A 22,173-nucleotide genomic window follows, 5' to 3' on the forward strand; every position below is an offset into this window, starting at 1 on the left:
TCCCACGATTGTCGGGAACGGACGTTTCTGTTGATGACTGGGGATTTCCTGTACAATGGTTGCTTCCTTAGATGTGCTCTGCGACGAGGTAACTGACGAATGGCAAATGATGCAGAACGCGAACGCAATTGCGAACTCTCGATCGAGTGTTCCCTTCGATCCGTTTTCGGATGGTTGATCGTTGTCCTACCACTACTGCTGGCATCATCCACGCGGGCGGCTGAGTCGGAGACGCCTTCGAAGTTCGTCGTTTCGGCGTTGCGAACCCATTGCGTCGAGTGTCATGGGGATGGGGAGGATGCTGAGAGCGATGTTGCTTTGCAGTCGGTGGAGGCCGACGAACTCGCGACGGATCTCGACTTGCTTGGTCGTCTGGTGCGTGTGCTGGATTTGGGGGAGATGCCGCCGGATTACGGACCGACGCTCAAGCCAGAACTCCGACAGCAACTGATCGCAGAACTCCGGCGAATGCGAGAAGCGGCACTCAGTAAACAGTCGCGGAGACCACATGCGCCAATCCGGCGGATGAATCGGTTTCAATATAACAATGCGGTCGTTGACCTGTTCGATCTGGATCGGGATGTCTTCTCGCTACCTGAACGAATGATGCGAGATCATGGCGGGTATTTCCAGCCAGCGACGGGGACGATGGCTGAGGTGGTCACGGTTGGCAGTCGACCACTTGGCAAGTCGCAGATGATTGAACCTCGACTCGGTGGAATCGCCGCGTTCCCGCAAGATCTGCGAGCCGAACATGGTTTCGATAATCAAGGTGACCACCTTTCACTGTCCCCATTACTGATGGACGCTTTCCTGAAACTCGGTCTGTCGATCCCGGAAAGTCCGGACTTCGGCCCGCGAACTGTTGGGATTTGGAAACCATTTTTTGAGTCTTCCGCAGCTGGTGTCGATCACGATGTCGAACTTCGGCGACGATTGGAACCGTTTCTTCGGCGAGCGTTTCGCCAACCGATCGACAGCGAACAACTTGACCGATACATCGCCTACGCGAACCATCAACTGGATGACGGCGTTCCGTTTACGGACGTGATGAAGTCGCTAGCCGCCGCGACGCTAGCATCGCCGAAGTTTCTTTATCTCTATGATCGATCAACGGAGACTGATGCGGCGGAAACTTTGGGCGACTTTGAACTCGCATCGAGGCTATCGTTTTTTCTGTGGGGAAGTCTGCCGGATGCAACGTTGCTAGAGTTGGCAAGTAAGGGACGGCTTAGCGACACACCGATATTAAACGAGCAAGTCGAAAGGATGCTCAGGGATCGCAAGCTCAAACGCTTCTGCGATAGTTTCCCTTCGCAATGGTTGCAATTGGAACGCATTATTTCATCAGTGCCGGACCGTGAACAGTTTCCACGGTTCTACTTTTCCAAGTATCGGGCCAGCATGCATATGATGTTAGAACCGCTCTTGCTGTTCGAAACCGTGTTGGTGGAAAATCGGCCCATCACGGAGTTGATTGATCCCGATTTTACGTACCGTTCCGAGTATTTGAATAGTGTCTATGGGGAACTCGCTAGTACGCCAGTTCAAAATCGTGGTCCTGAAGTTGCAGTGGCTCGGTTTCGAAGAATGCCAGTCACGGATCGTCGTTCGGGAGGTGTCATCACGAATGCTGCTGTCATGACAATGACATCTGGCCCCGATCGAACGCAACCGATTACTCGGGGTGCTTGGGTTGCGAGTGTCATCTTCAACAATCCACCGAAACCGCCTCCCGCGGATGTACCACCGCTCGAAGAGAATCCGCCCGCAGACGAGCAACACCTCACACTACGGGAGCGGTTGGCTTTGCATCGGCAGCGTCGTGACTGCAAAGGCTGTCATGAAAAAATTGATCCCCTGGGTTTTGCGTTGGAAAATTACAACCCGATCGGAAAATGGCGTGATCAGTACCACAACAAGCGTGCGATTGACCCGTCCGGGACGCTCTTCCGCAGACACGAATTCCATGATGTCGTTGAGTTCAAAGACGCGATTCTGGTTGAAAAAGATCGATTTACACGAGCCTTTGCAGGGCATCTCCTGTCCTTCGCGTTGGCTCGGGAGCTTGAAGCAGCAGATCAATCGGCGCTCGATCATATCGTGCAAGCAACTGCAGCTGATGACTACAAGATTCAAACACTCATCAAGCAAGTGATTTTTAGTGAACCGTTTCGCAACAAGTCGAATCCAAGAATTCTCGCGACTAGCAAACTCCAACCAGAATAAATGTCATGAAGAAATCTATCTCCCGACGACATCTTCTTCGCGGACTCGGCGGGGCAGCACTCGCGTTGCCTTGGTTGGAGAGCCTTGCTTCAACTCAAGCTGCAGCGGAGGTCCCACTGCGGATGGTGCAGTTTTACGTGCCGATTGGTGTGGTCCGACGTGGGTTCTTCCCCGGCGAAGCGAATCATGTGATTCCCAAGGGCAACCTGGGGAATCACATGAAGTCGTTAGGCGAGCAGGACCCAACTTTCCGTACGAAGCCCCTGACTGAACTCACACCTACTCTTGAGCCATTGGAAAAGTTCAAGCACAAAGCCACGCTGATTACGGGAATGGATCGAACGTTTCAACAAGGCACCGATGTGCATGCACAATGTGCATCGTGTTTTTTGAGTAGCGCAAAGCCTTATACAATTCAGGGGTCTGCTTGGCCGCTCGATCGTACACTCGATCATATCGTGGCAGACCATATCGGCAGAACAACGCCGTTTCGCACACTGGAACTGAGTTGCAATAGTCACAAGGACAACAAAGAGTCAATCTATTTTGATAACATTTCGTGGTATGGGACTGGGCATGTCGCACCGTCATTGCGTGATCCACGGAAAGTCTATCAACGGTTGTTTTCAAGTCGTGGGGACGCACAAACACGTGCGATCACCGATCTCGTTTTGCAAGATGCCAACGATTTGAAGCGAGACCTTGGGTACGCAGACCGTGAAAAGTTCACTGAGTATTTTGATTCGATTCGAACGATCGAGACGCAGATGTCACGTCTCGAAAAGATGAAGTCAGAATTGGCGAAGGTCTCTATTGAGGAACCACCAGAAGCGTACCTGCCACGCGGGGAATATATTCGACTGATGGGAGATTTGATGGTGGTGGCCCTTCAAACAGGACTGACGAATGTCGCGACATTCATGGTCGGTCCGGAGCGTTGGGACACGCCGTATATGTTTGAGGGGTTGTTCGACAAGCCACGAAGTCATCATCAGATGTCACACAATCAAACCAAGATGATCGACGATCTATTGGAAGTCGATAAGTTTCATATGCAACAATACGTCTATCTATTAGAGAAGATGGATCAGGTTGACCAGGCTGATGGAACGTCGCTTCTTGATAACACGTTGGTGACTTATGGGTCCGGATTAGGGGATGGTTCGACGCATCAGTACAATGATCTGCCCATCATTGTCGCCGGTGGTGGGAAACGCCTGAAGTCCGGTCAACACATCAATATGCCAGAAGGTACACCGCTCGCTAACCTGTGGCTGACTCAGGCCCAGATGTTAGGTTTACCGATTCAAGAATTCGCTGACAGCACCGGCACAATCGAGGCTTTGATCGCGTAGTCTTAGAAGTGCCATTCGGAATAGAGTCGCGATCGGAAGTCTTTCCATTCATCTTTGTGGACTGGTTTTTCCTCTTGGCCTTCAACGCGTTTGCAGATCCAATCGTCCATGCGGGCCAGCCGCTCGGAGAGGATGCGGTTTAAGTTGACCGCGATGCGATAAGCGGCGGATGAACCTGTCTCAATCAACTCGTCGAATTCCTCACGGGGCAGTGAGAACAGTTTCACGGGAGTCAATGATTTGACAGAAGCCGAGTGCGGCCCGGGACGGAAAAACGACATCTCACCGAAGACCGCCCCGGTCTCCAGGACTGCGAGTTGTTGATGCCCGTCTTCGTCGACGGCTTTGACAACCTCGCATTGGCCTTGAATCAGGATCCACAACTGCTGGACGGATTTGCCTTCGCGAAGAATGACTTCGTCTTTGGGGAATTCCACTGTATGAAGCAAGGTGACAACTTGCTTCAATTCGGCGTTGCTCATTTCCTGAAACAGCACGCAAGACCGGCGGAGTTGTTCGGAGATGTCAGCGAGATGCACAAGATTTGAAGGTTCACCCTGTGAAGACATGGTATTCAATCTTTCCGTCAGTAACCGTGTAGTTATCAGTCGTCGGAATTTTTACAAGCCGCCTAGAACCGTCGCGCGTCCGACCCGTCCAATCCCAAGTAAATAGGCCGCTGTTCTGAGCGAAACGTGCTTCGCCTCAGCGATTTCCCAAACTTTTTCGAATGCGCTGAGCATGATCTTATCGAGTTCCTTTCGCACACGGGAGAGTTCCCATTTGAAGTGCTGGCAGTTTTGGACCCACTCGAAGTAACTCACCGTCACACCGCCGGCGTTCGCGAGGACATCGGGCAGCACGAGGATCTCGCGTCGCGCTAGAATCTCATCCGCTTCCGGTGTGGTCGGATTGTTGGCCGCTTCAATGATGATGTTCGCACGCACATCGTCCACATTCTCCGCCGTGATGACATTCCCCAACGCCGCCGGGATGAGCACATCAACTTCCGATGCCAGAAGTTCTTCGTTGGTGATCGACTCCGCATCCGCAAAATCGACGACTTTGCCCGTGCGTGCGACGTGTTCGCACAATGCGTCGATATCCAAACCGTTTGACGTTGTGACTCCACCAAACGCATCGGTGACAGCGACGATCTTCAATCCACGCTCGGCAAGAAACCGTGCCGCATACGAACCGACGTTACCGAAACCTTGTAACGCGACCGTTGTGCCAACTGGATCTAACTGACGTTTCTCGAGCGTGGCGATCGTGAGTTGAGCAACGCCGCGTCCGGTGGCTTCTTCACGGCCTTCCGCACCGTGTAATTCGACAGGTTTGCCCGTAACGCACGCAGGGTTGAAACCGTGGAACTTCTGGTACTGGTTCATGATCCAAGCCATGACCTGGGCGTTTGTGCCCATGTCGGGGGCTGGAATATCTTTGTGTGGGCCGATCATGTCGTGAATTTCATCGACGAATTTTCGCGTGACTCGTTCCAATTCTCCGTGACTGAGTTCCCGAACGTTGACGGCAATTCCCCCCTTCGCACCGCCGTACGGAATGTTCACGATGGCGGTTTTCCAGGTCATCAGTGTCGCGAGCGCCAAAACTTCGTCGGCGTCCACTTCGTGGTGAAACCGGAGTCCACCCTTCATTGGTCCGCGAGCGCTGTCGTGCTGCATCCGAAAGCCGATGAACGTGGCGATTTCTCCGTTATCGCGTTCGACTGCCACTTGAACCTTGATTTCACGCTCCGGCGTTAGCAGCAGTTTTTGCATATTCGCGGACAAACCCATTCGGTCGACCGCGTCTTCGAAGTAACGGGATACGCTTTGATAGGAAGAACTCATTGGCTGTTCTTTTCCAGAAGGGAATTTCCGTCGCAACACCTGAATTCTAGGCGGCTGAAACCAAACGTGACAGTCGGACTTCCGTAGACGATGGATGAAATCGTCTTCGTTGACTTGCGACAACTGCGGGAGTATCGTGAAAAATCAATTCTGAATCTATTGCGTTTTCTCGTTGCGCTCGTGAGGTTTTCCTATGTTGAGTCGCTGGCTGTGTTTAGCCACTTTGGTTTTTGCGTGTGGTTTCATCGGTTGTGCGGGGGAATCCCCGGAAGCGAAGAAACAGCGAATTGTGATTCTCACCAATGGGGACCACCCCTTCTGGAACGCCTGCGAAGCCGGGGCCCGGGAAGCCGCCAAGGAATTGGCATTGGCCGACGACAACCTCGAACTCTCCTTCGAGCGAGCCGACTTCACCGTGAAAGGCCAAGTTGACAAACTTCGGCAATACGGGTTGGCAACGGACATCGTCGCACTTGGGATTTCCGTCTACGACAACACGAATCCCGCGATCGCCGAGGAACTGAAAAAGCTACGGGACTCGGGCATCAAAGTCGTGACGATCGACGGCGAAGTCGATCGTGAGAAGTATCGCGACGTACGGTTTGCATATCTCGGAACCGATAACATTGTAGCCGGTGAGGAACTCGGCAAAGCGACGGCAGCGACTCGTCCGGAAGGCGGAAAGTACGCGGTTTTCGTCGGCAACAAAGGCAACGCGAACGCGAAAGCCCGAATTGAAGGGTTCCGTAACGGTGTGAGTGACGCATTCGATGAGGCGACCGTTCTGAATGATGGCGGCAAACCCGCCGTGGCCGCGAAAATGGTGCAGGACGCATTGGATCGCGATGGCGACATCACCACGTTGGTCGGCATTTGGGCCTACAACGGTCCGGCTGCGGTTCAAATTGCGGAGCAACGCGAGTTGCTGGACGAGTTGACCATCGTCACTTTCGACGCCGCCGAAGCGAGCGTGAAAGCCATGGAAGAAGGCAAGCTCGACGTCATGGTCGTACAGAATCCATTCAACATGGGGTATCAAGGTGTGAAACTGCTCAAAGCCTTGGTGCAGGACGATCAGAAAGTCATCGACGAAATGTACCCAAACTACGGTGAGGACGATGGAGACATCTACGACACTGGTTTGAAACTTGTGGTGCCCAACGCAGACTCGCCCGTGAAAAAGGACATGCTGCGTCCGGAAACCGAATTCCTCACGCTGCCAGAGTTCAAGGCGTGGTTGAAGAAATATAACCTAAAGGACTCGTAGTGGTTGCGTGCGTTGTGACGCACCGTTCACGAAATCGGGAACTCTGAGAACGATGCCTCCCGTTGCACATTTTCCTCTCCGAACTCGTCTGCGTTGAAACCTATCATGTCTTCCCACGATGCCAAAACCGGGTTTTTGCGATCAGTTTGGAACCGCGGGCGGAATGAATTCGGATTGCTGTTCGCCATACTTGTGGTGATCGCCTTCACCACGTTTGCGTCACCGTCGTACCGCGACAAGCCCGCTCAAAACGCTCACGAAATTCTCCGGCAAACCTCACTGCTGGGGATTTTCGCGTTGGGGGCGGCGACGGTTATTATCTCCGGCGGAATTGATCTTTCCAGCGGTTCAGTGATCGCGTTCAGTGCGACGATTTGCACGTCAATCATTTATCTGCTCGTGCCACAAATCGACGGGCAACCACAGACAAGTGAAATTCCCGTCTGGATTTTCCTCGTAGCATTTGCGGGTACATTATTGGTCGCCGTGTTGATCGGCAGTTTCCACGCTTGGTTGATTACGTCAATTGGACTGCCGCCGTTCGTGGCGACTTTGGCATCACTGGTGGGGCTCAGAAGCCTGGCACGCCTGCTTATTATGGATGTGACGAAGTTTGCAGAGAATCGCGATACCGGCAGCACGCAAATTTACATCCCGGATGACACGTTCCGCCATCTTGGCTCGGAATGGTGGATTTCGATGGTTGTATTTGCGGTTTTGGCACTGGCGTTATGGCTGCTGCTCAGTCGAACGGTGATTGGACGGCATCTCTACGCGATGGGGGGGAACGAAGCCGCCGCCGAACTCTGCGGGATTCGCACGGTCAAACTGAAGTGGCTGGCGTATTGCATTGGGAGTGTGACGGCCGCCATCGCGGGGATTCTACACGCCAGTTACATCGGCATGGCCGAACCCGTTAACGACGCCGTCGGTTACGAATTGAATGCGATCGCGGCAGCGGTGGTCGGCGGATGCAGCTTAGCCGGTGGTTTCGGTACCGTTGGTGGTGTGATTTTGGGGGCGTTGTTTTTACGAGTTGTCATCGACGCCGTCGCCAAAGTCTTTGCTCAGAACCCGGATATCTTGGAAGGCTTGATCGTCGGTATTTTGGTCGTCCTCGCGGTCGCGTTCAATGAGCTTCGCAATCATGGCCAACGGAGTCGGCAATTTTTCGCGGGTTCGTTGGGCTTGCTCAATGTCTTCATTCTGACGTTGCTCGCCGGCGTGATTACCTCCGTCACTTCCCCGGAAAACAAACTCCGTAATGCAGTCATCGCGGCTGTTGGCACCCTGATCATTCTCGGAGCGAAAGGCGTCGCCGAGCGGCGTGCTCTACGTGAGACATAGACAGCCACGTCGAGAACAATATCCATGACCAAATCTCAACCGATTATCGAAATTCAACACGTCTCCAAACACTTCGGTGGTGTCACGGCGCTCGATGACGTTTCGTTTTCGATCGAGGCTGGTGAGTTCCATGCGATCATGGGGGAAAACGGGGCCGGCAAAAGTACGTTGATGAAGATCCTCTCCGGCGTGCATCCCGAATTTGACGGGCAATTCCTGGTACGCGGCGAACCGGCGAATTTCAGTGGGACACGGGATGCGGAAGCCATCGGTATTGGGATCATCCATCAGGAACTGAATCTCGTTGAGGAACTCACCACAGCGGCGAACATCTATCTCGGACGCGAACGTTGCAACGCACTCGGGTGGCTCGACAATCGCACTATGGAAGCCGACGCCGCGAAGTTGTTCGACCAACTCGGATGCGATATTGATCCTCGCCAGCGGGTCGGTGAATTGCGGGTCGGGGATCAACAACTCATCGAAATCGCCAAGGCACTCTCGCTCGATGCGGATATCCTCATCATGGATGAACCGACGAGTGCATTGACGGAAACGGAAACCGAGAGGCTGTTTGCCGTCATTGATCGCTTGCAGGAACGTGGCGTGACGATACTTTACATCTCCCACAAAATGGAGGAAGTCTTCCGAGCTGCCGACCGCATCACCGTGTTGCGTGATGGGAAACTCGTCGGAACCTTTGACCGGGAAGACACTAATCCGCGTGACATTGCGCACCAGATGGTTGGCCGAGAAATCGAGGAAGTGGAACTCGGTGGCGGTCGCGAAGCGGGCGAAGTGGTGTTGCAAGTCGAGAACCTGCGATTGCCGTGGCCGGGACACGCGAAACCCTGGCGACTGGACGACATCAGTTTCACGCTGCGACGCGGCGAAGTTTTGGGCATCGCAGGGTTAATGGGAGCGGGTCGTACGGAATTGATGGAGTGTTTGTTTGGCACGAGTCCGGTGCGACCTCAAGGCCGAATTCGTGTTGATGGCAAAGACGTCAGTTTTCGGCACCCCGCCGATGCCATGCAACGTGGTTTGGCATTGGTGACCGAAGACCGCAAACGTCTTGGCCTATTCAGTCATTTGACCGTGCGCGACAACATCACCATTTGCACCCTCTCGGATGCTGTTCGCGGCGGATTGGTTTCCGGACGTGAAGAACGTAGGCTCGCCAGTGAGTCGGCAGAGATGTTGAGCGTCAAGTCGGATGGTGTCGATGCACCCATCATGAGCTTGAGTGGCGGAAATCAACAGAAATGCGTGATCGCACGGTGGTTGCGAACGCAGCCCAAGGTTCTTCTGCTTGACGATCCGACGCGAGGCGTCGATGTCGGCGCGAAAGCCGAGTTGTACCGTGTCATTGACGGACTTTGCCGAGAGGGCCTGGGAATCATCGTTACCTCCAGCGAGTTGCCGGAGTTGCTTACGCTGTGTGATCGAATTCTCGTGCTGTGCGAAGGCCGATTGACCGGCGAATTCCCGAGAGAGAATGTCACGGAACAGGCCATCATGGAAGCTGCGACTGTCCGCGGATAATTTTGCGAATTTTTCGTTGGCGACGTGAAGTTCTCTCAAGTGCGTGAAAAATGCACTTGCAGCGTGAAGTCATTCTGGATATTCTCCCGCCCTCTTTCACTCACAGCCGGATTTTCCTCAAGTTTGAAGCCCCGACATCCGACACCGCCCTCTCTCTTTCGCGGTGACCGTTGGGACGGAAACGGAGGGAAAGCAGGCGTCGTCTCCTCAATTGAAATCACTCCACGCCGCCATGAAATGGAATTCTTTCGCCATGCGCGCCTTCAGGAGTTTGTCGACTCGGTTTGTAATGCTGCTGCTCGGCTGGTGCTTGGCCATGCCGCTGCTGTCCGGTTGCCGGACGGTGAATAGTCACATTGCGAACCGCATCGGTCGGGAACACTACCGCGCGGGGAACTATCAAGCCGCCAGCTTGGATTTTCAACGGGCATTGGCGGATGATCCGGACAATCCCTCGTTCATGCACAATCTTGCATCGACGCTGCAACGGAGTGGTGACTACGCCACAGCCGAGCAGACATATCGTCAAGCATTATCGATCGACCCGTCGCATCAGCCAAGCTACCACAGCCTAGCCCAGTTGATGACCGAAACCGGCCGGACTGCCGAGGCCACGCAGCTCTTGCATGCTTGGCAAGATACCCAACCTTACTCGGCCGCTCCGCACATCGAGACGGCTTGGCTCCAGCGTCAACAGGGGGACATTGCCGGTGCGTCAGCTTCCTTGCAGACGGCATTGCAGGTGTCGCCGAATAACCCTGTCGCGTTGGCCCAGCTCGGTCAAATTCAACAGGATTTGGGACGACCGGAACAGGCAGTCGCGTTGTATCAACGGTCGCTGCAATCGGATTGGAACCAACCACAGGTGATGTCTCGTGTGGCGGCGTTGAAACCGCAAGTTCTGGCGGCTCGTCAGCAACAACAGTCACAGGGGCCACCCCAAATGGTGACGAATTACAACTATCGCACGGGATCGCAGTTTGCGTCGAATGATTTGTCGATGATGGGGCTGCAATCTGCATCCGCGTGGCCAATGGCTCCGTACGGCTCACAGATGGCAACGCTGCCTTCGACCGGATATCAAGTCGCCGGGCCAGTGCCGACAGGACCGACTCCGGCGGGGCCATCACCTTACTACGCGACCAACCCCGCGGGACCGACGTACTCGGTGGCGGAACGTCCGGTCATGCAGCCGACACCGGTGAATCCTCAACCGACCTTGGCCAACCCGCAACCGACTCCCGTCGATCCGCAACCAACGCCGGCGACGCAGCCGGTTCCGAATCCTACGCCCGATGAACCGGCACCGGAACCAGACCCTAACATGCAGTCCGGGGCGATCATGATGCCAATGGATCAAACCACGGCCGCATTACCAATCGTGCAGCCATTCTAATCGTGCAGTGATCAGAAAAACGTCATCGAAGTCGAGACTCGGTGGCGTTTTTACTTGCGCGTCGTTCGATATCGGGCCGTCGCGCGGTCAATGGTTTGGACGACACTTCGCACGAAATTCTTGAAGCCTTGGACCTGGCTTTCCTGAAGAAACGTGAACGAAACGACGGTAATCAGCGCGGCCGAAATTAGACACGCTCGGCGCAGACCGTCGTGCGTTGAAAGCATGTCCAACGTATCTGCATACCAGGGGAGTCTTGCGTCGGCTTTGGGGAAGATTGGTTTCGAGGTACGGGAATCGAGTGTCAAACTGGGATCGACGGGGATCCGTTCTTCCCCAGGTTGGCTGGCATCGAAATCGATGCGGGCTTGCTCGGCTGCGAAATTGGGGTCGTGCTCAAATGCTCGCACCACCCGCTTGAGGTACTTCACTTGCCATTCGAGCGTGACAAGCTTCACCTGGTTGTTGTACTTCTCGACCTTGAGTTGCCGCCACTTCAGGAGCTTTGGCGACAACGCCACGGCACCATAGAGCGTCACTGCGAGAACAATCGCCAACCAAAACAGAATCGACACCCCCCACGCCCGAGTCGAAGAAGTCGTCTCGGTGGAATCCTCATCCAGGGAGATGTCGAGTGTTTTGGTCATGCTGAGATCAATTAGGAAATGGTTCCGCCGTAGGTTGCGGTGTCACCAAGTTGTTCTTCGATGCGGAGCAACTGGTTGTACTTGGCGATACGGTCGGTTCGGCTGCCAGAGCCGGTTTTGATTTGACCGGTCGCCAAGGCGACAGCGAGGTCGGCGATCGTGGTGTCTTCGGTTTCGCCGCTACGGTGACTCATCACGGCGGTGTAACCGTTGCGGTAGCCAAGTCGGACCGCTTCGATGGTTTCGGTCAGCGTACCGATTTGGTTCACTTTCACCAAAATGCTGTTTGCGACGCCTTTGTCGATGCCGTCTTGCAATCGCTTGGAGTTGGTCACGAACAGGTCGTCACCAACAAGTTGGCATTTGTCGCCAACACGATCGGTGAGGATTTTCCAACCATCCCAGTCGTTTTCGTCGAGGCCGTCTTCAATGGAGCAAATCGGGTATTTGTCGACCCAACTTGCGAGCAAGTCGACCATTCCAGCGGAATCGACTTCTTGGCCTTCCATTTTGTACGTGCCGCTTTTCTTGTCGTAGAACTCACTCGACGCACAGTCGAGAGCCAACTTGACCTGCTCACCAGGTTTGTAGCCGGCTTTTTCGATGGCGGTCATGATGACGTCAATGGCTTCTTGACTGTTCTTGAGGTCCGGAGCGAAACCGCCTTCGTCACCGACGGCGGTGCTCATGCCCTTTTCGCCGAGAACTTTCTTCAAGCTGTGAAAGATTTCCACGCCGCAACGCAGACCGTCGCTGAACTTGTCGAAGCCGAGCGGCATGATCATGAATTCTTGACAGTCGATGCCGTTGTTGGCGTGGGCTCCACCGTTGATGATGTTCATCATCGGAGCCGGCAAACAGGTCGCTCCCACGCCGCCGAGGTAACGGTACAACGGTAGGAAGGCGGCTTCGGCGGAGGCTTTGGCAACGGCGAGTGAGCAGGCCAAGATGGCGTTGGCGCCCAAACGTTTCTTGTTTTCCGTGCCGTCGAGTTCGATCATCTTGCGATCGATTGCGGCTTGTTGGCTGGCGTCCATTTCGAGCAATGCGTCGGCGATCTGATCATTGACGTTCTGAACGGCTTTCTGAACGCCCTTGCCCACATAGCGATCTTTGTCGCCATCGCGGAGTTCGACGGCTTCGTGTTCGCCCGTGCTGGCACCGCTCGGGACTGCCGCCCGACCGACGACGCCCTCTTCTAATTCCACTTCGACTTCCACAGTCGGATTGCCACGACTATCGAGAATCTCCCGAGCGTGAACGTTTGTAATAGCCAGTCCCATCGATAGGTTCCTTTTCCAGAAGGTGTCTGAGTGCGGTTGGTTCGAGTGCGGACGTTTATTGAGCCCGCGCTCGTAGTTTTACTCTTTCAGCGTCCGACCTTCCATCAAGGGACCGTGAGTTCTCCTGCTGAACTGAAAATTTCGATATGTTTTCTTGTTGATCGGCTTCCAAGAACGTTGTCACCAGCATATCGACTGACCTGACGATCCCTCCGTTTTTATCTAGAATGCCGTTTGCACGCGAACTAACTCTGAGAGCGATGGAATTTCGAATGTCGGTGACCTCCGACAACATCAAGACAGAAGCGAATCGGTTGGGCTTCGGTCTGGTTGGGATTGCCCCGGCGGTCACGCCGACCGGCTTTTCACGTCTGACAGAGTGGATTGCCGCCGGTCTCGCGGGAGAGATGAGCTACATCGAGCGGCGCCGCGATGCGTATTCTCATCCAAAGTATGTCTTGGACGGCGTTCGCAGTGTGATTATGCTCGGCATGCACTACCGCACGGAAGACCCGACATCGTCGGAAACGGGGACGGCTCGCGTCTCTCGCTATGCGTGGGGTACCGAGGACTACCACAATGTCGTCAAACGCCGGCTGAGAGAACTCGCGAACTTCATCCATGCCGGAGCCCCGGATTGCACGACGCGAGTTGTGGTCGATACCGCCCCGCTCTTGGAACGCGATTTTGCCAGACTGGCGGGTTTAGGGTGGTTCGGCAAGAACACCATGCTGATCAACAAACACGCGGGCAGTTTTTTCTTCCTCGGTGCCTTGCTGACCGACCTGGAACTGGATAGCGATGCCCCGCACGAATCAACACACTGTGGAACCTGCACGCGGTGTCTGGATGCGTGCCCGACCGATGCATTCCCCGAACCGGGCGTTCTCGACGCGAAACGATGCATCTCGTATCTCACCATTGAACTGCGTGGCCCGATCCCCAGGCATTTACGGCCTGGCCTGCGGAACTGGGTGTTCGGTTGTGATGTCTGTCAGGACGTATGTCCGTGGAATCGTAAGGCTCCACGTAGCGACGAACCATCGTTCCAACCCAATTCGACGGTGACGCCCGCCGACGCCGCGGAATGGTTAACGCTCGATGACGAAGCATTTCGCCAGCGATTCCGCAAAACGCCACTCGCACGCCCGAAACGTGCGGGTTTGCTGCGGAATGCCGCCATTGTGTTGGGGAACACGCACGATCAGCAATACGTCCCGGTGCTGATTGCCGCTCTTTCTGATGCGGAACCTCTCATTCGAGGGGCCGCCGCATGGGCATTGGGAGAAATCGGCGGGGAAGCCGCGACGCAGGCATTGCAGACGCGAACTCTTGTCGAGAATAATGCAGACACTCAAGCCGAACTCACCGCCGCGTTGGAACGTTTTTAGTCCAACGAGTTTTCGATTCACGATTCAATTGACCTACCGGAGATCAGCATCATGTCGGATACACCAACACAAGTCGCCATCAACGGAGCCGCTGGACGAATGGGGCAACGATTAGTCGCTCTGACTCACGCCGACTCGGATTTGGCACTTCATACTGCTTTGGAATCCGCGAATTCGCCACACCTCGGCCGCGATGCAGGTGAACTGGCCGGTGTCGGAACGATTGGCTCTCAGATCACCAGCGAATTGAACGACCGCCCCGATGTGGTGATTGATTTCTCAACGCCAGACGGGTTGGTTCACATTGCCGAGATCTGTGGAGACCGGCAGATCCCGTTGGTCGCTGCCACCACTGGCTTGACGGATTCACAACGTGAAGCCGTACTGGCCGCCGCACAAACGACACCGGTTGTAATGGCTCCCAGCATGAGCTTGGCCGTCAATCTGGCCATGCAGTTGACTAAGCAAGCCGCTCAAATTCTGAAGAGTCATCCGGAGGGCGTGGATGTCGAGGTGATCGAACGCCACCATCGCTTCAAAGAAGATGCCCCCAGTGGAACGGCACTTAAGTTCGGCGAAATCATCGCTCAAGAAATGGGCCAAACCGAGCACAAACACGGCCGCGAAGGTCGGACCGGACAACGGCCGCAAAACGAAATCGGCTACCACGCTCTGAGAACCGGAGACAACGTCGGCGAACACACCATCGTTTTCGGATTGATTGGCGAAACGCTCGACATCACCGTTCGCGGGCAATCCCGTGATAGCTACGCCTACGGTGCATTGGAAGCCGCCAAATTCCTGGTAAGTCAGAAACCGGGGCTTTACTCAATGGCTGATGTTCTCGGTCTGAATTGAGTTTTCGAACGGAAAAAGACGTGGGGAAAACCGGACTTGACGCAATCGGCACTTCACTCTAGAGTCCCGCGACTTCTCTCTCAATAATCGATCTCCTCACTTTTTTCCGGACGCAGCGTTCTTCGCTCAACGTTACGGAGGCGGTACGTGGTGTATCTTCGCAGACCTGCGTTTCCAAGCTCGGCATCCACGGATCGAAAGATCCCATTGTGGATGGTTTGGGTCGTGGTGTGTCTGTTTCCGGGGTGTTCGCTGCTGAATATCAGCCAGCTTTTTGTCGGTGAGGAGTCCGTGGATGCGAACCATCCTGAGACGACCTTGCTGAAGAAAATGCCTGTGCCCCCGGAAGTCATCGTCTTGGAAGTGGTGCTCATCGAGCGGCCAAACCATGATCCGCTACTCGGAGAAACACTCTGGGATGAACTCGACGAGATTGCGTCTGTCGACTACGAGACCCGCCAAACCCTGAAACGAAACGGTTTGCGGGTCGGACGTTCTGGTGCCAATCCACCGAGAGCGTTACAGACGCTTCTTGGTGATTCACCAGAGATTGGAACGCACGACGATGGTGAGAATCGGCTGTCCGGTCAGTGTGTGATGGTTCCCTCCGGTGGCGAATCCCGCGTGACGGCCAGCGAAGTTCGGATGTTGCGAAATGTGTTGATCGTCGGAGAAAACGAGGATCGCACGGAAACACTGGAAAACGCGCGATGCGTCTTCCGGATTCAACCGCATCGACTTCAAGACGGATGGGCACGAATCGAATTTCTGCCGGAGTTGCACCACGGGGAATTCACCAATCGCCGAACTGCGACGGAAGAAGGGTGGCAGTGGGATACTTCTCAGAAAATCGAAAAGTTGTATCGTCAGCAATTCGCAGTCGATTTGAATGTCGGTGAAATGGTGATTCTCACATCGACCGAGGGACCGGAGTTTGACCTCGGCGACAACTTCTTCCGCGGATCTGGCGAGAGCAAACATCTTCAGCGGTTGCTCGTCGTTCGGTTAGCGGAACTCAATCGCATGGAACAAGTGTTTGATCAATAACCGGCCGTGACTGACACGTCTTCGGCGACTTTATTTCCGGCGCTTTCACGGTTTCCATGATCGCATCTAACTCCGTTGGTTTGACGAAGTGTTTTTCCAATGTGATTTCGTTGCCGGTGTCGTTGTAGCGCACGTCATCCATGAATGTTCGGATGAGTAACAAGCCGCGTCCGCTGGCCTTTTCGAGGTTCTCTGGAATCGTGGGATCCGGAAGGGAACTTGGATCGAATCCTGGTCCTTCATCACGGATTACAAACCGAGCTCTGGTCCGCGAGATCTCCGCCATACAGTGTACTTGTCGTTGACACCACGGTGCGGATTCCGAGCGGGACAGCACGAGTTCCGCGAACGCGTTGTCATCGACGCCGCGAAGTTCCGAAGAGATCTCTAGATTCCCGTGAATCACGGCGTTGACCAAAGCTTCTTCGAGTGCGACCCCAATGCGGATGCGGTCTTTATCATCGCAAACGCCCAGCGGGTCCAGCTGACTTTGCAACATCGCGACCACAGATGGCACAACGGTCCGATCCGTGCCAATCACGAGTTCGGTTCGACGAAACGTGACGCACTGTTGCAGTTCGTGTTCAATCAAACTCCGCTGTGACGCATTGAGGACTCGTTCGATCCGTGCGATGAGGTCCGTCATCAAGTTCCGTTTGGGAACATAGTCAGCGGCACCTTCACGTAATGCCGTGACGGCCACTTCCTCGCTGCCTTGTGCGGTCACAATGATAACTGGCACAAGCGGGTACGCTTCTTGAGCAAGACGAAGGAATTCAAGGCCGTCCATCTCGGGCATTCGCAGGTCACAAACCACCAAATCGATGGGTTCGTTGACCATCATCTCTAAGGCGGCGGCTCCACGATTCACACCGATGCCTTCCCAACCGGCTTGGCGAGCGATTAACTGCTGAATCAAGCGTTGTTGGACGCGACAGTCCTCGACGATCAGTATGCGCGGCATTTGAACTCTCTCCAATCCGGTATCTTTCGAGTTGTCTCGGTGTGTTGTCTTCATCTAGGTCGCGACGAGACGTGCGTCCAATTGATTCCAAATAGATACAACGGCCCGGCAATGTTTCGAATTAAAAACATCGGGTTTGATCGATTGAAGTGATTGCACGTGGACTGCGATGGGAAACAGATAGGCTACATTCGTTATAGACAACATACGTACTCCATCCCGCAGAAGCCAGAGAATTCATGCTACTGGCACGCTAGATCGACCATTTTGTTTAAGATTTGGTTCATCGAGTATTGGTAGTGGAGTCCATGGAGCCCACAAGCCGATGCCGATCTTGGAGCTTTCTCGCATGGATGCCAAACCGCGGGAAACGCAATGAGGTTCTGGCATGCACCGCGACAAAAAAGTCGGGTTGGCCATGGGGATTTTGTTAGTCGGCATAGTTGCTGCGTTCTTTTTTCGAAACGAATCTGATCCCCTCGAAGATATTCCACCGCTTGAAGATGCGTTGGCATTGGACGAAAAAATCGCCGCTCAGGCTGGCGGTCCGTACCTCACCGGTGTGGAGCCCGTGGATGACCGGTATCGCACTTCAGGACCGGTTCCGTCGTTGGATTCGTCTGTTTTAGACAGCGCTCCTAAGGACACTTCCGATGTCGTTGCAACCGCAGATTCGTTCGATACGCTTGCGCCGGTGAATGTGATCGAACAGGACAGCGAGCCGCTTCCATCTGCAGCCGAAGTCACCGTTGGCATGCCCTTCGGTTCAGTTCTGGGAGAGTCGACCGTCAGCACCTCGAACGAGGGTGATTGGGAAAGCATTCCTCCGTTTGTGCCCGATGCTGTGACGGTCTCTCCGCAAGTGTCCCAAGCATCTCAAACCAAGACGCTTCTTCCAAAACAGGAAGTTCAGGAGTCCGTTGAGAAATCGGAAGTCCAGGAACCGTTCGAAACGGTGGACGTTTCGGTAACGCTTGAAGAAGCGGAGCCGTTCCTGGATGAGCAACCGATGGTCGTAAAGCCGGAGCGATTCGTCCCGTCTGCGAAACCGCGGACGTATCGCATCCGACCGGGCGACACGCTATCGGAAATCGCTTGGCGGGAATTAGGGAGCAGTCGGCGTTATCACGAACTCTATGAAGCGAACCGAGACCGATTGAAGCACCCCGATAACCTGCCCGTTGGTATGGAGCTTCGCATCCCGGTGCCGAAACGGACGACGCAACAAAACCGATCCGATCGTGAATCAGCCAAGGTTTTTGAAACCGAAGTCAACGACGTGGATCGAACCAGCAGTCGACGATTCATTCCGATGCACGAATCGCCAATTCGCTGATTCGATCTCTGCCCATGTTGGACTCTAAACGAGTTCTCGAATCGGTTCACGAATATCGACAAGATACTGAGGCCGTCCCGATGGATCTAGGACGGTTGTCGACATCGGGTCAATGCCCAAACTGTGATACAGCGTGGTAATGACCTCTTGCACATCGACCGGTCGATCGACGGCGTACTCACCTAAACGGTTTGTGGCACCGATGACCTGACCGTGTTGCATTCCTCCGCCCGCGAGCAACGCACAACTGACGCGGGGCCAGTGGTCCCGCCCTGCCTTGGTGTTGACTTTCGGAGTTCGTCCGAATTCGCCCCAAACGACAATGGAGACGTCATCGAGCATGCCACGTTCATGCAAGTCTTCGACCAATGCAGAGACGCACTGATCGAGTTTCCCACCGTGATCTCGGACCATATCAAAGTTCTTACCGTGACTGTCCCATCGACCATACGAAAGGGAAACGCACCGCACTCCGGCTTCAACGAGTCGGCGTGCAAGTAGGACGTGTTCGTTGACGGTTGGGGCTCCATCGTACTGAAACTTGTACGGTTTGCCGTCACCGTAACGAGCCCGAACTTCCTCCGGTTCCTGAGACAAGTCCAACGCATCCGCGAGTTTGCTGGATGTCAAAACACCGAAGGCTGCTTCGGAGAACGCATCCATTCCGGTCATCATGCCATTGGCATCGACATTGCGTTTGAGCGTATCGAGTTCTCGCAACAACTTCTTGCGATCACCCAGCCGATCCAAAGTGATGTTGTTGAGTGTGAGGTCGTCTTTCCCCTCACCGTTCGGTTTGAACGGTTGATAGGCGGGGCCAAGAAAACCAGGATCGCCACCGAAGGACCAGGGAACGTGCCGGGTTTTTTCGGCCAATGCGACGGCGGCTGGAATGCCGGGATCAATCGGGCCACGCAAACGTGCCAAGGCCGAGCCAATGCATGGACGACCGCCAAGTGATTCCAGATCGCGACGGTTCCACCCGGTCATGCATTGAAAAGCATCGTGCCCCCCGGCGCATCCGACAATAGATCGAATCGCCGTAAACTTATCGAACATCGATGCAATCTTGGGGAAACACTCGCCGATTTGAATGCCGGGGACATTCGTCGAGATTGGCATGAACTCCCCGCGAATCTCTGCCGGGGCGTCGGTCTTGATATCCCACATATCTTGGTGTGGAGGTCCACCGCCGAGAAAGATATTAATGACCGACTTCTGCCGAGGTTGGATGTCTCCGACGGTTTGCTTCGTGGCCGACTCGGCCCGCAAGATTTGCGGAAGCGACAACCCACCCGCGGCTCCCATTGCCAACCCACCAATTTTCAAGAACGATCGACGGGAGACACCGTCACAATACTGAGACCGCGATGAATGTTTCGGACCAAGAATCGTGAGCATGGTGGGAGATCCTTTTCGATTCGATTCGCACTAGACCCGGTCTAGTTTTGTGTAGCGGCTGACGCTGCGTATTCGCGGGAGAATACAAGTTCGAAGACACTACATGGCGGCTAAACGTGTTCTAGTTCAGTGGGGGGGGATAAACAGCACGCAGGTTGTAACTCAGTTTTGTTTCGAGGGTGACACCAATCGATTCAACATCACTAACAGTTCAATCAGTGTTGATTCGTTAGTGTAACAAGTGTGATTGTCTCTCGTCAACGAAATCCAGCGATCACAACTTCGGAGGTGGGGTGGGCTTCGGGCGTGGCTTGTTGCTCGGTTTGCGTGGAACGTACTGCCAAGTGCTGAACGACACACCGAACCGACGGTTGAGTTCGAACTCCGCCCGACGCGACCATGGGGACTCGGGGTGGTCTTCGATGACTTGCTTCAGTTTCTCGACCGCCATGTCATGAGCGACCGTCAGATCTTCTTCCGTCACCTTGAGCAACTTGGATTGTCGTTCGTCCGGCTTGATCATTTTGCCGCTTGGTTTCTCACGGAGATTCCAGCGGTTGTGTTTCGGGTTCTTGATCAGTCGCTTGGGCAAATCGGCCCGTACAAACTGATCGATCTCCAGACCGTACGCGAACAATCGTAGTTTGTACCACCACAATTGAGCTACGATCAAATCGTAATTCGCTCGCCATCGCACTGATGGTTCTTTGTCGCGAAGCGGCCGAACGTTTTCGAGGTATTGCTGAGCCTGGTCGACCACGCCGATGATTGAAACGACTTGCTGCAGTCGTTTGGCAACGCGTGGGCCGTACTCATTTGGATTGGCTGGGAACTGTTCGCGAGTGACCTGAGGATCCGGGATTTCCAGAAACTTCGAAGCATTGGGATTGTAGGGGTTCAATAACGCGATCACATCCCAAATCGCTTTGCGGAATTTACTGGAATCACGTTCGGCGGCGTACTCGCGGCGGGAATCGAGGTTGGGCAGATATTCCCGGAGGTTCAGCATGTTGAGTTTACGATCGTCGAGATCGTTGAGGTTTTCTTGTTCGCCAGGAAGTTGGAAGAAAATCCCGCCGGTGTCACGAGCCAAACGGACTTGTTCGTAGGGACCGAAACCACTCATTTGGGAATCACGACGGCGGCGATAGCCGTCCCATTGGAGTTGCTCGGCGAACGGGGTCTCCGGTCCGCGGCGGATCGGCAAGTAGTAGGTGCGGCCGGTCTCCGGTTGCTTCCATTTCACGTGAGCGTAAAGTGAGCCGAAGACCGCTTCGCGTCCGAGAACGTAAATCGGCGACTTGGCTTTTTTCGCTGCGAAAACGGCTTCTTCTACCAGTTGACCGTCATCACCGGATTCATCGCTCACGACGACCAACACCAACTTGCGGTTTTGTCGGCTGGCAGTCGGATGGTAACGGTTGATGACCTGCAAAATCGCAGCACAGAGGTTTTCATCACCGGTCTTGTCAATCGGAATACGTTCGATGGCTTTGAGCAACTCGTCCGGTTTACCGGTTGGTTGCTTCGTTTGTTCGTGGACAGTGTTTCCGAAACTGGTGATGGCGGTGAGGAGGATATCTTCGAGTTTCTTTTTTTCTCCGAGCGCGCGGGTGTCGGTTTCCACTAAACCGAGTTCTTCGTACACGCGGTGTAAACGCGATTTCAATTGCTCTTGGTCGTCCTTCATGCTCTCGGATTCATCGAACATCCAGACGACAAGAACCTTCTCGCTACGCATCATTCGCATCAACTCTTGGACCAACCGATCCAACGCCGGACCGTATCCAGCGACGACCGCTCCGACTTCTCCACTAATTTCGCCTTCACCGATATCGAGTGAGACTTCTCCATCACCGGGGCGTGTAATGTCGGTGGAAACAACTTCGATCTCCGGATCTTCCAGCAATTCGGAGGTTTCGATGTTCGTCGACGCCGCCACTGGGCTTGAGGTTGCTCCGACCATAGACGACACGGAACCGCCAGCAACGAAGTTGACTGTCTCAGCGGCTTCGAGTTGTTCGTCGAGTTCTTGTTGGAATTCTTCCTGGATTCGCTCTTCGTTGAGCACGGTTTCCAGCACGGGCGGTTCTGGATCGGCGGGAGTTTCGACGACGATTTTCCAGAGGACGAAAAGAACTAAACCGTGTAAAACCGTAGAGATGGCAACGGGTAGAACCTGAGTTTGCGCTTTCATGGTTCAGTCTTCCGATGATCGACGACGTGAGAGTGCGATACGCGAATCGGAATGCAA

Annotated in this window: 17 protein-coding genes; 10 read left to right on the top strand and 7 right to left on the bottom strand. The window is 54.5% G+C overall.

What is annotated here, in order from left to right; genetic code table 11:
• The first annotated feature begins 99 nt into the window (after positions 1–99).
• Positions 100–2,229 carry a DUF1592 domain-containing protein gene (locus tag G6R38_RS10895; RefSeq protein WP_166824499.1) on the top strand — a complete coding sequence of 710 codons (2,130 nt, stop codon included), beginning with the start codon at positions 100–102 and terminating at the stop codon, positions 2,227–2,229.
• 5 nt (positions 2,230–2,234) lie between these two features.
• Positions 2,235–3,584, top strand: coding sequence for a DUF1552 domain-containing protein (locus tag G6R38_RS10900; protein ID WP_166824501.1), 1,350 nt, complete (start codon positions 2,235–2,237; stop codon positions 3,582–3,584).
• Between the two features lie 2 nt (positions 3,585–3,586).
• Here the strand turns inward: G6R38_RS10900 and G6R38_RS10905 are convergent, their stop codons facing one another.
• Together G6R38_RS10905 and G6R38_RS10910 are read right to left on the bottom strand one after the other, a co-directional pair.
• Complete coding sequence (locus G6R38_RS10905; protein ID WP_166824503.1) at positions 3,587–4,153, bottom strand: cyclic nucleotide-binding domain-containing protein; 567 nt, start codon at positions 4,151–4,153, stop codon at positions 3,587–3,589.
• Positions 4,154–4,204: 51 nt separating this feature from the next.
• Positions 4,205–5,437 carry a Glu/Leu/Phe/Val family dehydrogenase gene (locus G6R38_RS10910; protein WP_166824506.1) on the bottom strand — a complete coding sequence of 411 codons (1,233 nt, stop codon included), beginning with the start codon at positions 5,435–5,437 and terminating at the stop codon, positions 4,205–4,207.
• 193 nt (positions 5,438–5,630) lie between these two features.
• Here G6R38_RS10910 and G6R38_RS10915 point away from each other — a divergent pair, with 193 nt between their 5' ends.
• The 4 genes from G6R38_RS10915 (at position 5,631) to G6R38_RS10930 (ending at position 10,992) form a co-directional block, all read left to right on the top strand.
• Entirely contained in the window at positions 5,631–6,704 is a 1,074-nt protein-coding gene (locus G6R38_RS10915) for a substrate-binding domain-containing protein (protein ID WP_166824508.1), read from the top strand.
• A 105-nt stretch (positions 6,705–6,809) separates the two neighbouring features.
• The gene (locus tag G6R38_RS10920) at positions 6,810–8,051 is read left to right on the top strand and encodes an ABC transporter permease (protein ID WP_166824510.1); all 1,242 of its coding nucleotides are present in this window, start codon (positions 6,810–6,812) and stop codon (positions 8,049–8,051) included.
• A 24-nt stretch (positions 8,052–8,075) separates the two neighbouring features.
• Complete coding sequence (locus G6R38_RS10925) at positions 8,076–9,596, top strand: sugar ABC transporter ATP-binding protein (protein WP_166824512.1); 1,521 nt, start codon at positions 8,076–8,078, stop codon at positions 9,594–9,596.
• 253 nt (positions 9,597–9,849) lie between these two features.
• Positions 9,850–10,992 (top strand): tetratricopeptide repeat protein, encoded by a 1,143-nt coding sequence (locus tag G6R38_RS10930; RefSeq protein WP_166824514.1) that lies wholly within the window; start codon positions 9,850–9,852, stop codon positions 10,990–10,992.
• Between the two features lie 50 nt (positions 10,993–11,042).
• On the opposite strand, the gene G6R38_RS10935 is transcribed toward G6R38_RS10930, so the two are convergent.
• Entirely contained in the window at positions 11,043–11,639 is a 597-nt protein-coding gene (locus tag G6R38_RS10935) for a hypothetical protein (RefSeq protein WP_166824516.1), read from the bottom strand.
• Between the two features lie 11 nt (positions 11,640–11,650).
• Complete coding sequence (eno, locus tag G6R38_RS10940) at positions 11,651–12,922, bottom strand: phosphopyruvate hydratase (protein ID WP_166824518.1); 1,272 nt, start codon at positions 12,920–12,922, stop codon at positions 11,651–11,653.
• Between the two features lie 272 nt (positions 12,923–13,194).
• Here eno and queG point away from each other — a divergent pair, with 272 nt between their 5' ends.
• The 3 genes from queG (at position 13,195) to G6R38_RS10955 (ending at position 16,218) form a co-directional block, all read left to right on the top strand.
• On the top strand, positions 13,195–14,313 hold the full coding sequence (queG, locus tag G6R38_RS10945) for a tRNA epoxyqueuosine(34) reductase QueG (RefSeq protein WP_206028551.1): 1,119 nt from the start codon (positions 13,195–13,197) through the stop codon (positions 14,311–14,313).
• 51 nt (positions 14,314–14,364) lie between these two features.
• Entirely contained in the window at positions 14,365–15,171 is an 807-nt protein-coding gene (gene dapB, locus G6R38_RS10950) for a 4-hydroxy-tetrahydrodipicolinate reductase (RefSeq protein WP_166824523.1), read from the top strand.
• Between the two features lie 213 nt (positions 15,172–15,384).
• Positions 15,385–16,218, top strand: a complete 834-nt coding sequence (locus G6R38_RS10955) for a hypothetical protein (protein WP_166824526.1) — start codon at positions 15,385–15,387, stop codon at positions 16,216–16,218.
• Here G6R38_RS10955 and G6R38_RS10960 read toward each other — a convergent pair.
• Positions 16,187–17,182 (bottom strand): ATP-binding response regulator, encoded by a 996-nt coding sequence (locus G6R38_RS10960; RefSeq protein WP_166824529.1) that lies wholly within the window; start codon positions 17,180–17,182, stop codon positions 16,187–16,189. The genes G6R38_RS10955 and G6R38_RS10960 overlap by 32 nt on opposite strands.
• A gap of 388 nt (positions 17,183–17,570) precedes the next feature.
• On the opposite strand from G6R38_RS10960, the gene G6R38_RS10965 reads away from it, so the two are divergent.
• Positions 17,571–18,518: a LysM peptidoglycan-binding domain-containing protein gene (locus G6R38_RS10965; RefSeq protein WP_166824532.1), complete on the top strand. Its 948-nt coding sequence runs from the start codon at positions 17,571–17,573 to the stop codon at positions 18,516–18,518.
• 24 nt (positions 18,519–18,542) lie between these two features.
• Here G6R38_RS10965 and G6R38_RS10970 read toward each other — a convergent pair whose 3' ends face one another.
• Together G6R38_RS10970 and G6R38_RS10975 are read right to left on the bottom strand one after the other, a co-directional pair.
• Positions 18,543–19,919, bottom strand: a complete 1,377-nt coding sequence (locus G6R38_RS10970; protein ID WP_166824535.1) for a DUF1501 domain-containing protein — start codon at positions 19,917–19,919, stop codon at positions 18,543–18,545.
• 274 nt (positions 19,920–20,193) lie between these two features.
• On the bottom strand, positions 20,194–22,116 hold the full coding sequence (locus G6R38_RS10975) for a vWA domain-containing protein (protein ID WP_166824538.1): 1,923 nt from the start codon (positions 22,114–22,116) through the stop codon (positions 20,194–20,196).
• Positions 22,117–22,173: the final 57 nt, after the last annotated feature.

Source organism: Thalassoroseus pseudoceratinae, assembly GCF_011634775.1.
Taxonomy (GTDB): domain Bacteria; phylum Planctomycetota; class Planctomycetia; order Planctomycetales; family Planctomycetaceae; genus Thalassoroseus; species Thalassoroseus pseudoceratinae.

What these genes read in the sequence shown, in the direction of transcription:
- G6R38_RS10895 (WP_166824499.1), top strand. Translation starts at nt 100, where the DNA reads ATGGCAAATGATGCAGAACGCGAACGCAATTGCGAACTCTCGATCGAG.
- G6R38_RS10900 (WP_166824501.1), top strand. Translation starts at nt 2,235, where the DNA reads ATGAAGAAATCTATCTCCCGACGACATCTTCTTCGCGGACTCGGCGGG.
- G6R38_RS10905 (WP_166824503.1), bottom strand. Translation starts at nt 4,153, where the DNA reads ATGTCTTCACAGGGTGAACCTTCAAATCTTGTGCATCTCGCTGACATC.
- G6R38_RS10910 (WP_166824506.1), bottom strand. Translation starts at nt 5,437, where the DNA reads ATGAGTTCTTCCTATCAAAGCGTATCCCGTTACTTCGAAGACGCGGTC.
- G6R38_RS10915 (WP_166824508.1), top strand. Translation starts at nt 5,631, where the DNA reads ATGTTGAGTCGCTGGCTGTGTTTAGCCACTTTGGTTTTTGCGTGTGGT.
- G6R38_RS10920 (WP_166824510.1), top strand. Translation starts at nt 6,810, where the DNA reads ATGTCTTCCCACGATGCCAAAACCGGGTTTTTGCGATCAGTTTGGAAC.
- G6R38_RS10925 (WP_166824512.1), top strand. Translation starts at nt 8,076, where the DNA reads ATGACCAAATCTCAACCGATTATCGAAATTCAACACGTCTCCAAACAC.
- G6R38_RS10930 (WP_166824514.1), top strand. Translation starts at nt 9,850, where the DNA reads ATGCGCGCCTTCAGGAGTTTGTCGACTCGGTTTGTAATGCTGCTGCTC.
- G6R38_RS10935 (WP_166824516.1), bottom strand. Translation starts at nt 11,639, where the DNA reads ATGACCAAAACACTCGACATCTCCCTGGATGAGGATTCCACCGAGACG.
- eno (WP_166824518.1), bottom strand. Translation starts at nt 12,922, where the DNA reads ATGGGACTGGCTATTACAAACGTTCACGCTCGGGAGATTCTCGATAGT.
- queG (WP_206028551.1), top strand. Translation starts at nt 13,195, where the DNA reads ATGTCGGTGACCTCCGACAACATCAAGACAGAAGCGAATCGGTTGGGC.
- dapB (WP_166824523.1), top strand. Translation starts at nt 14,365, where the DNA reads ATGTCGGATACACCAACACAAGTCGCCATCAACGGAGCCGCTGGACGA.
- G6R38_RS10955 (WP_166824526.1), top strand. Translation starts at nt 15,385, where the DNA reads ATGGTTTGGGTCGTGGTGTGTCTGTTTCCGGGGTGTTCGCTGCTGAAT.
- G6R38_RS10960 (WP_166824529.1), bottom strand. Translation starts at nt 17,182, where the DNA reads ATGCCGCGCATACTGATCGTCGAGGACTGTCGCGTCCAACAACGCTTG.
- G6R38_RS10965 (WP_166824532.1), top strand. Translation starts at nt 17,571, where the DNA reads ATGCACCGCGACAAAAAAGTCGGGTTGGCCATGGGGATTTTGTTAGTC.
- G6R38_RS10970 (WP_166824535.1), bottom strand. Translation starts at nt 19,919, where the DNA reads ATGCTCACGATTCTTGGTCCGAAACATTCATCGCGGTCTCAGTATTGT.
- G6R38_RS10975 (WP_166824538.1), bottom strand. Translation starts at nt 22,116, where the DNA reads ATGAAAGCGCAAACTCAGGTTCTACCCGTTGCCATCTCTACGGTTTTA.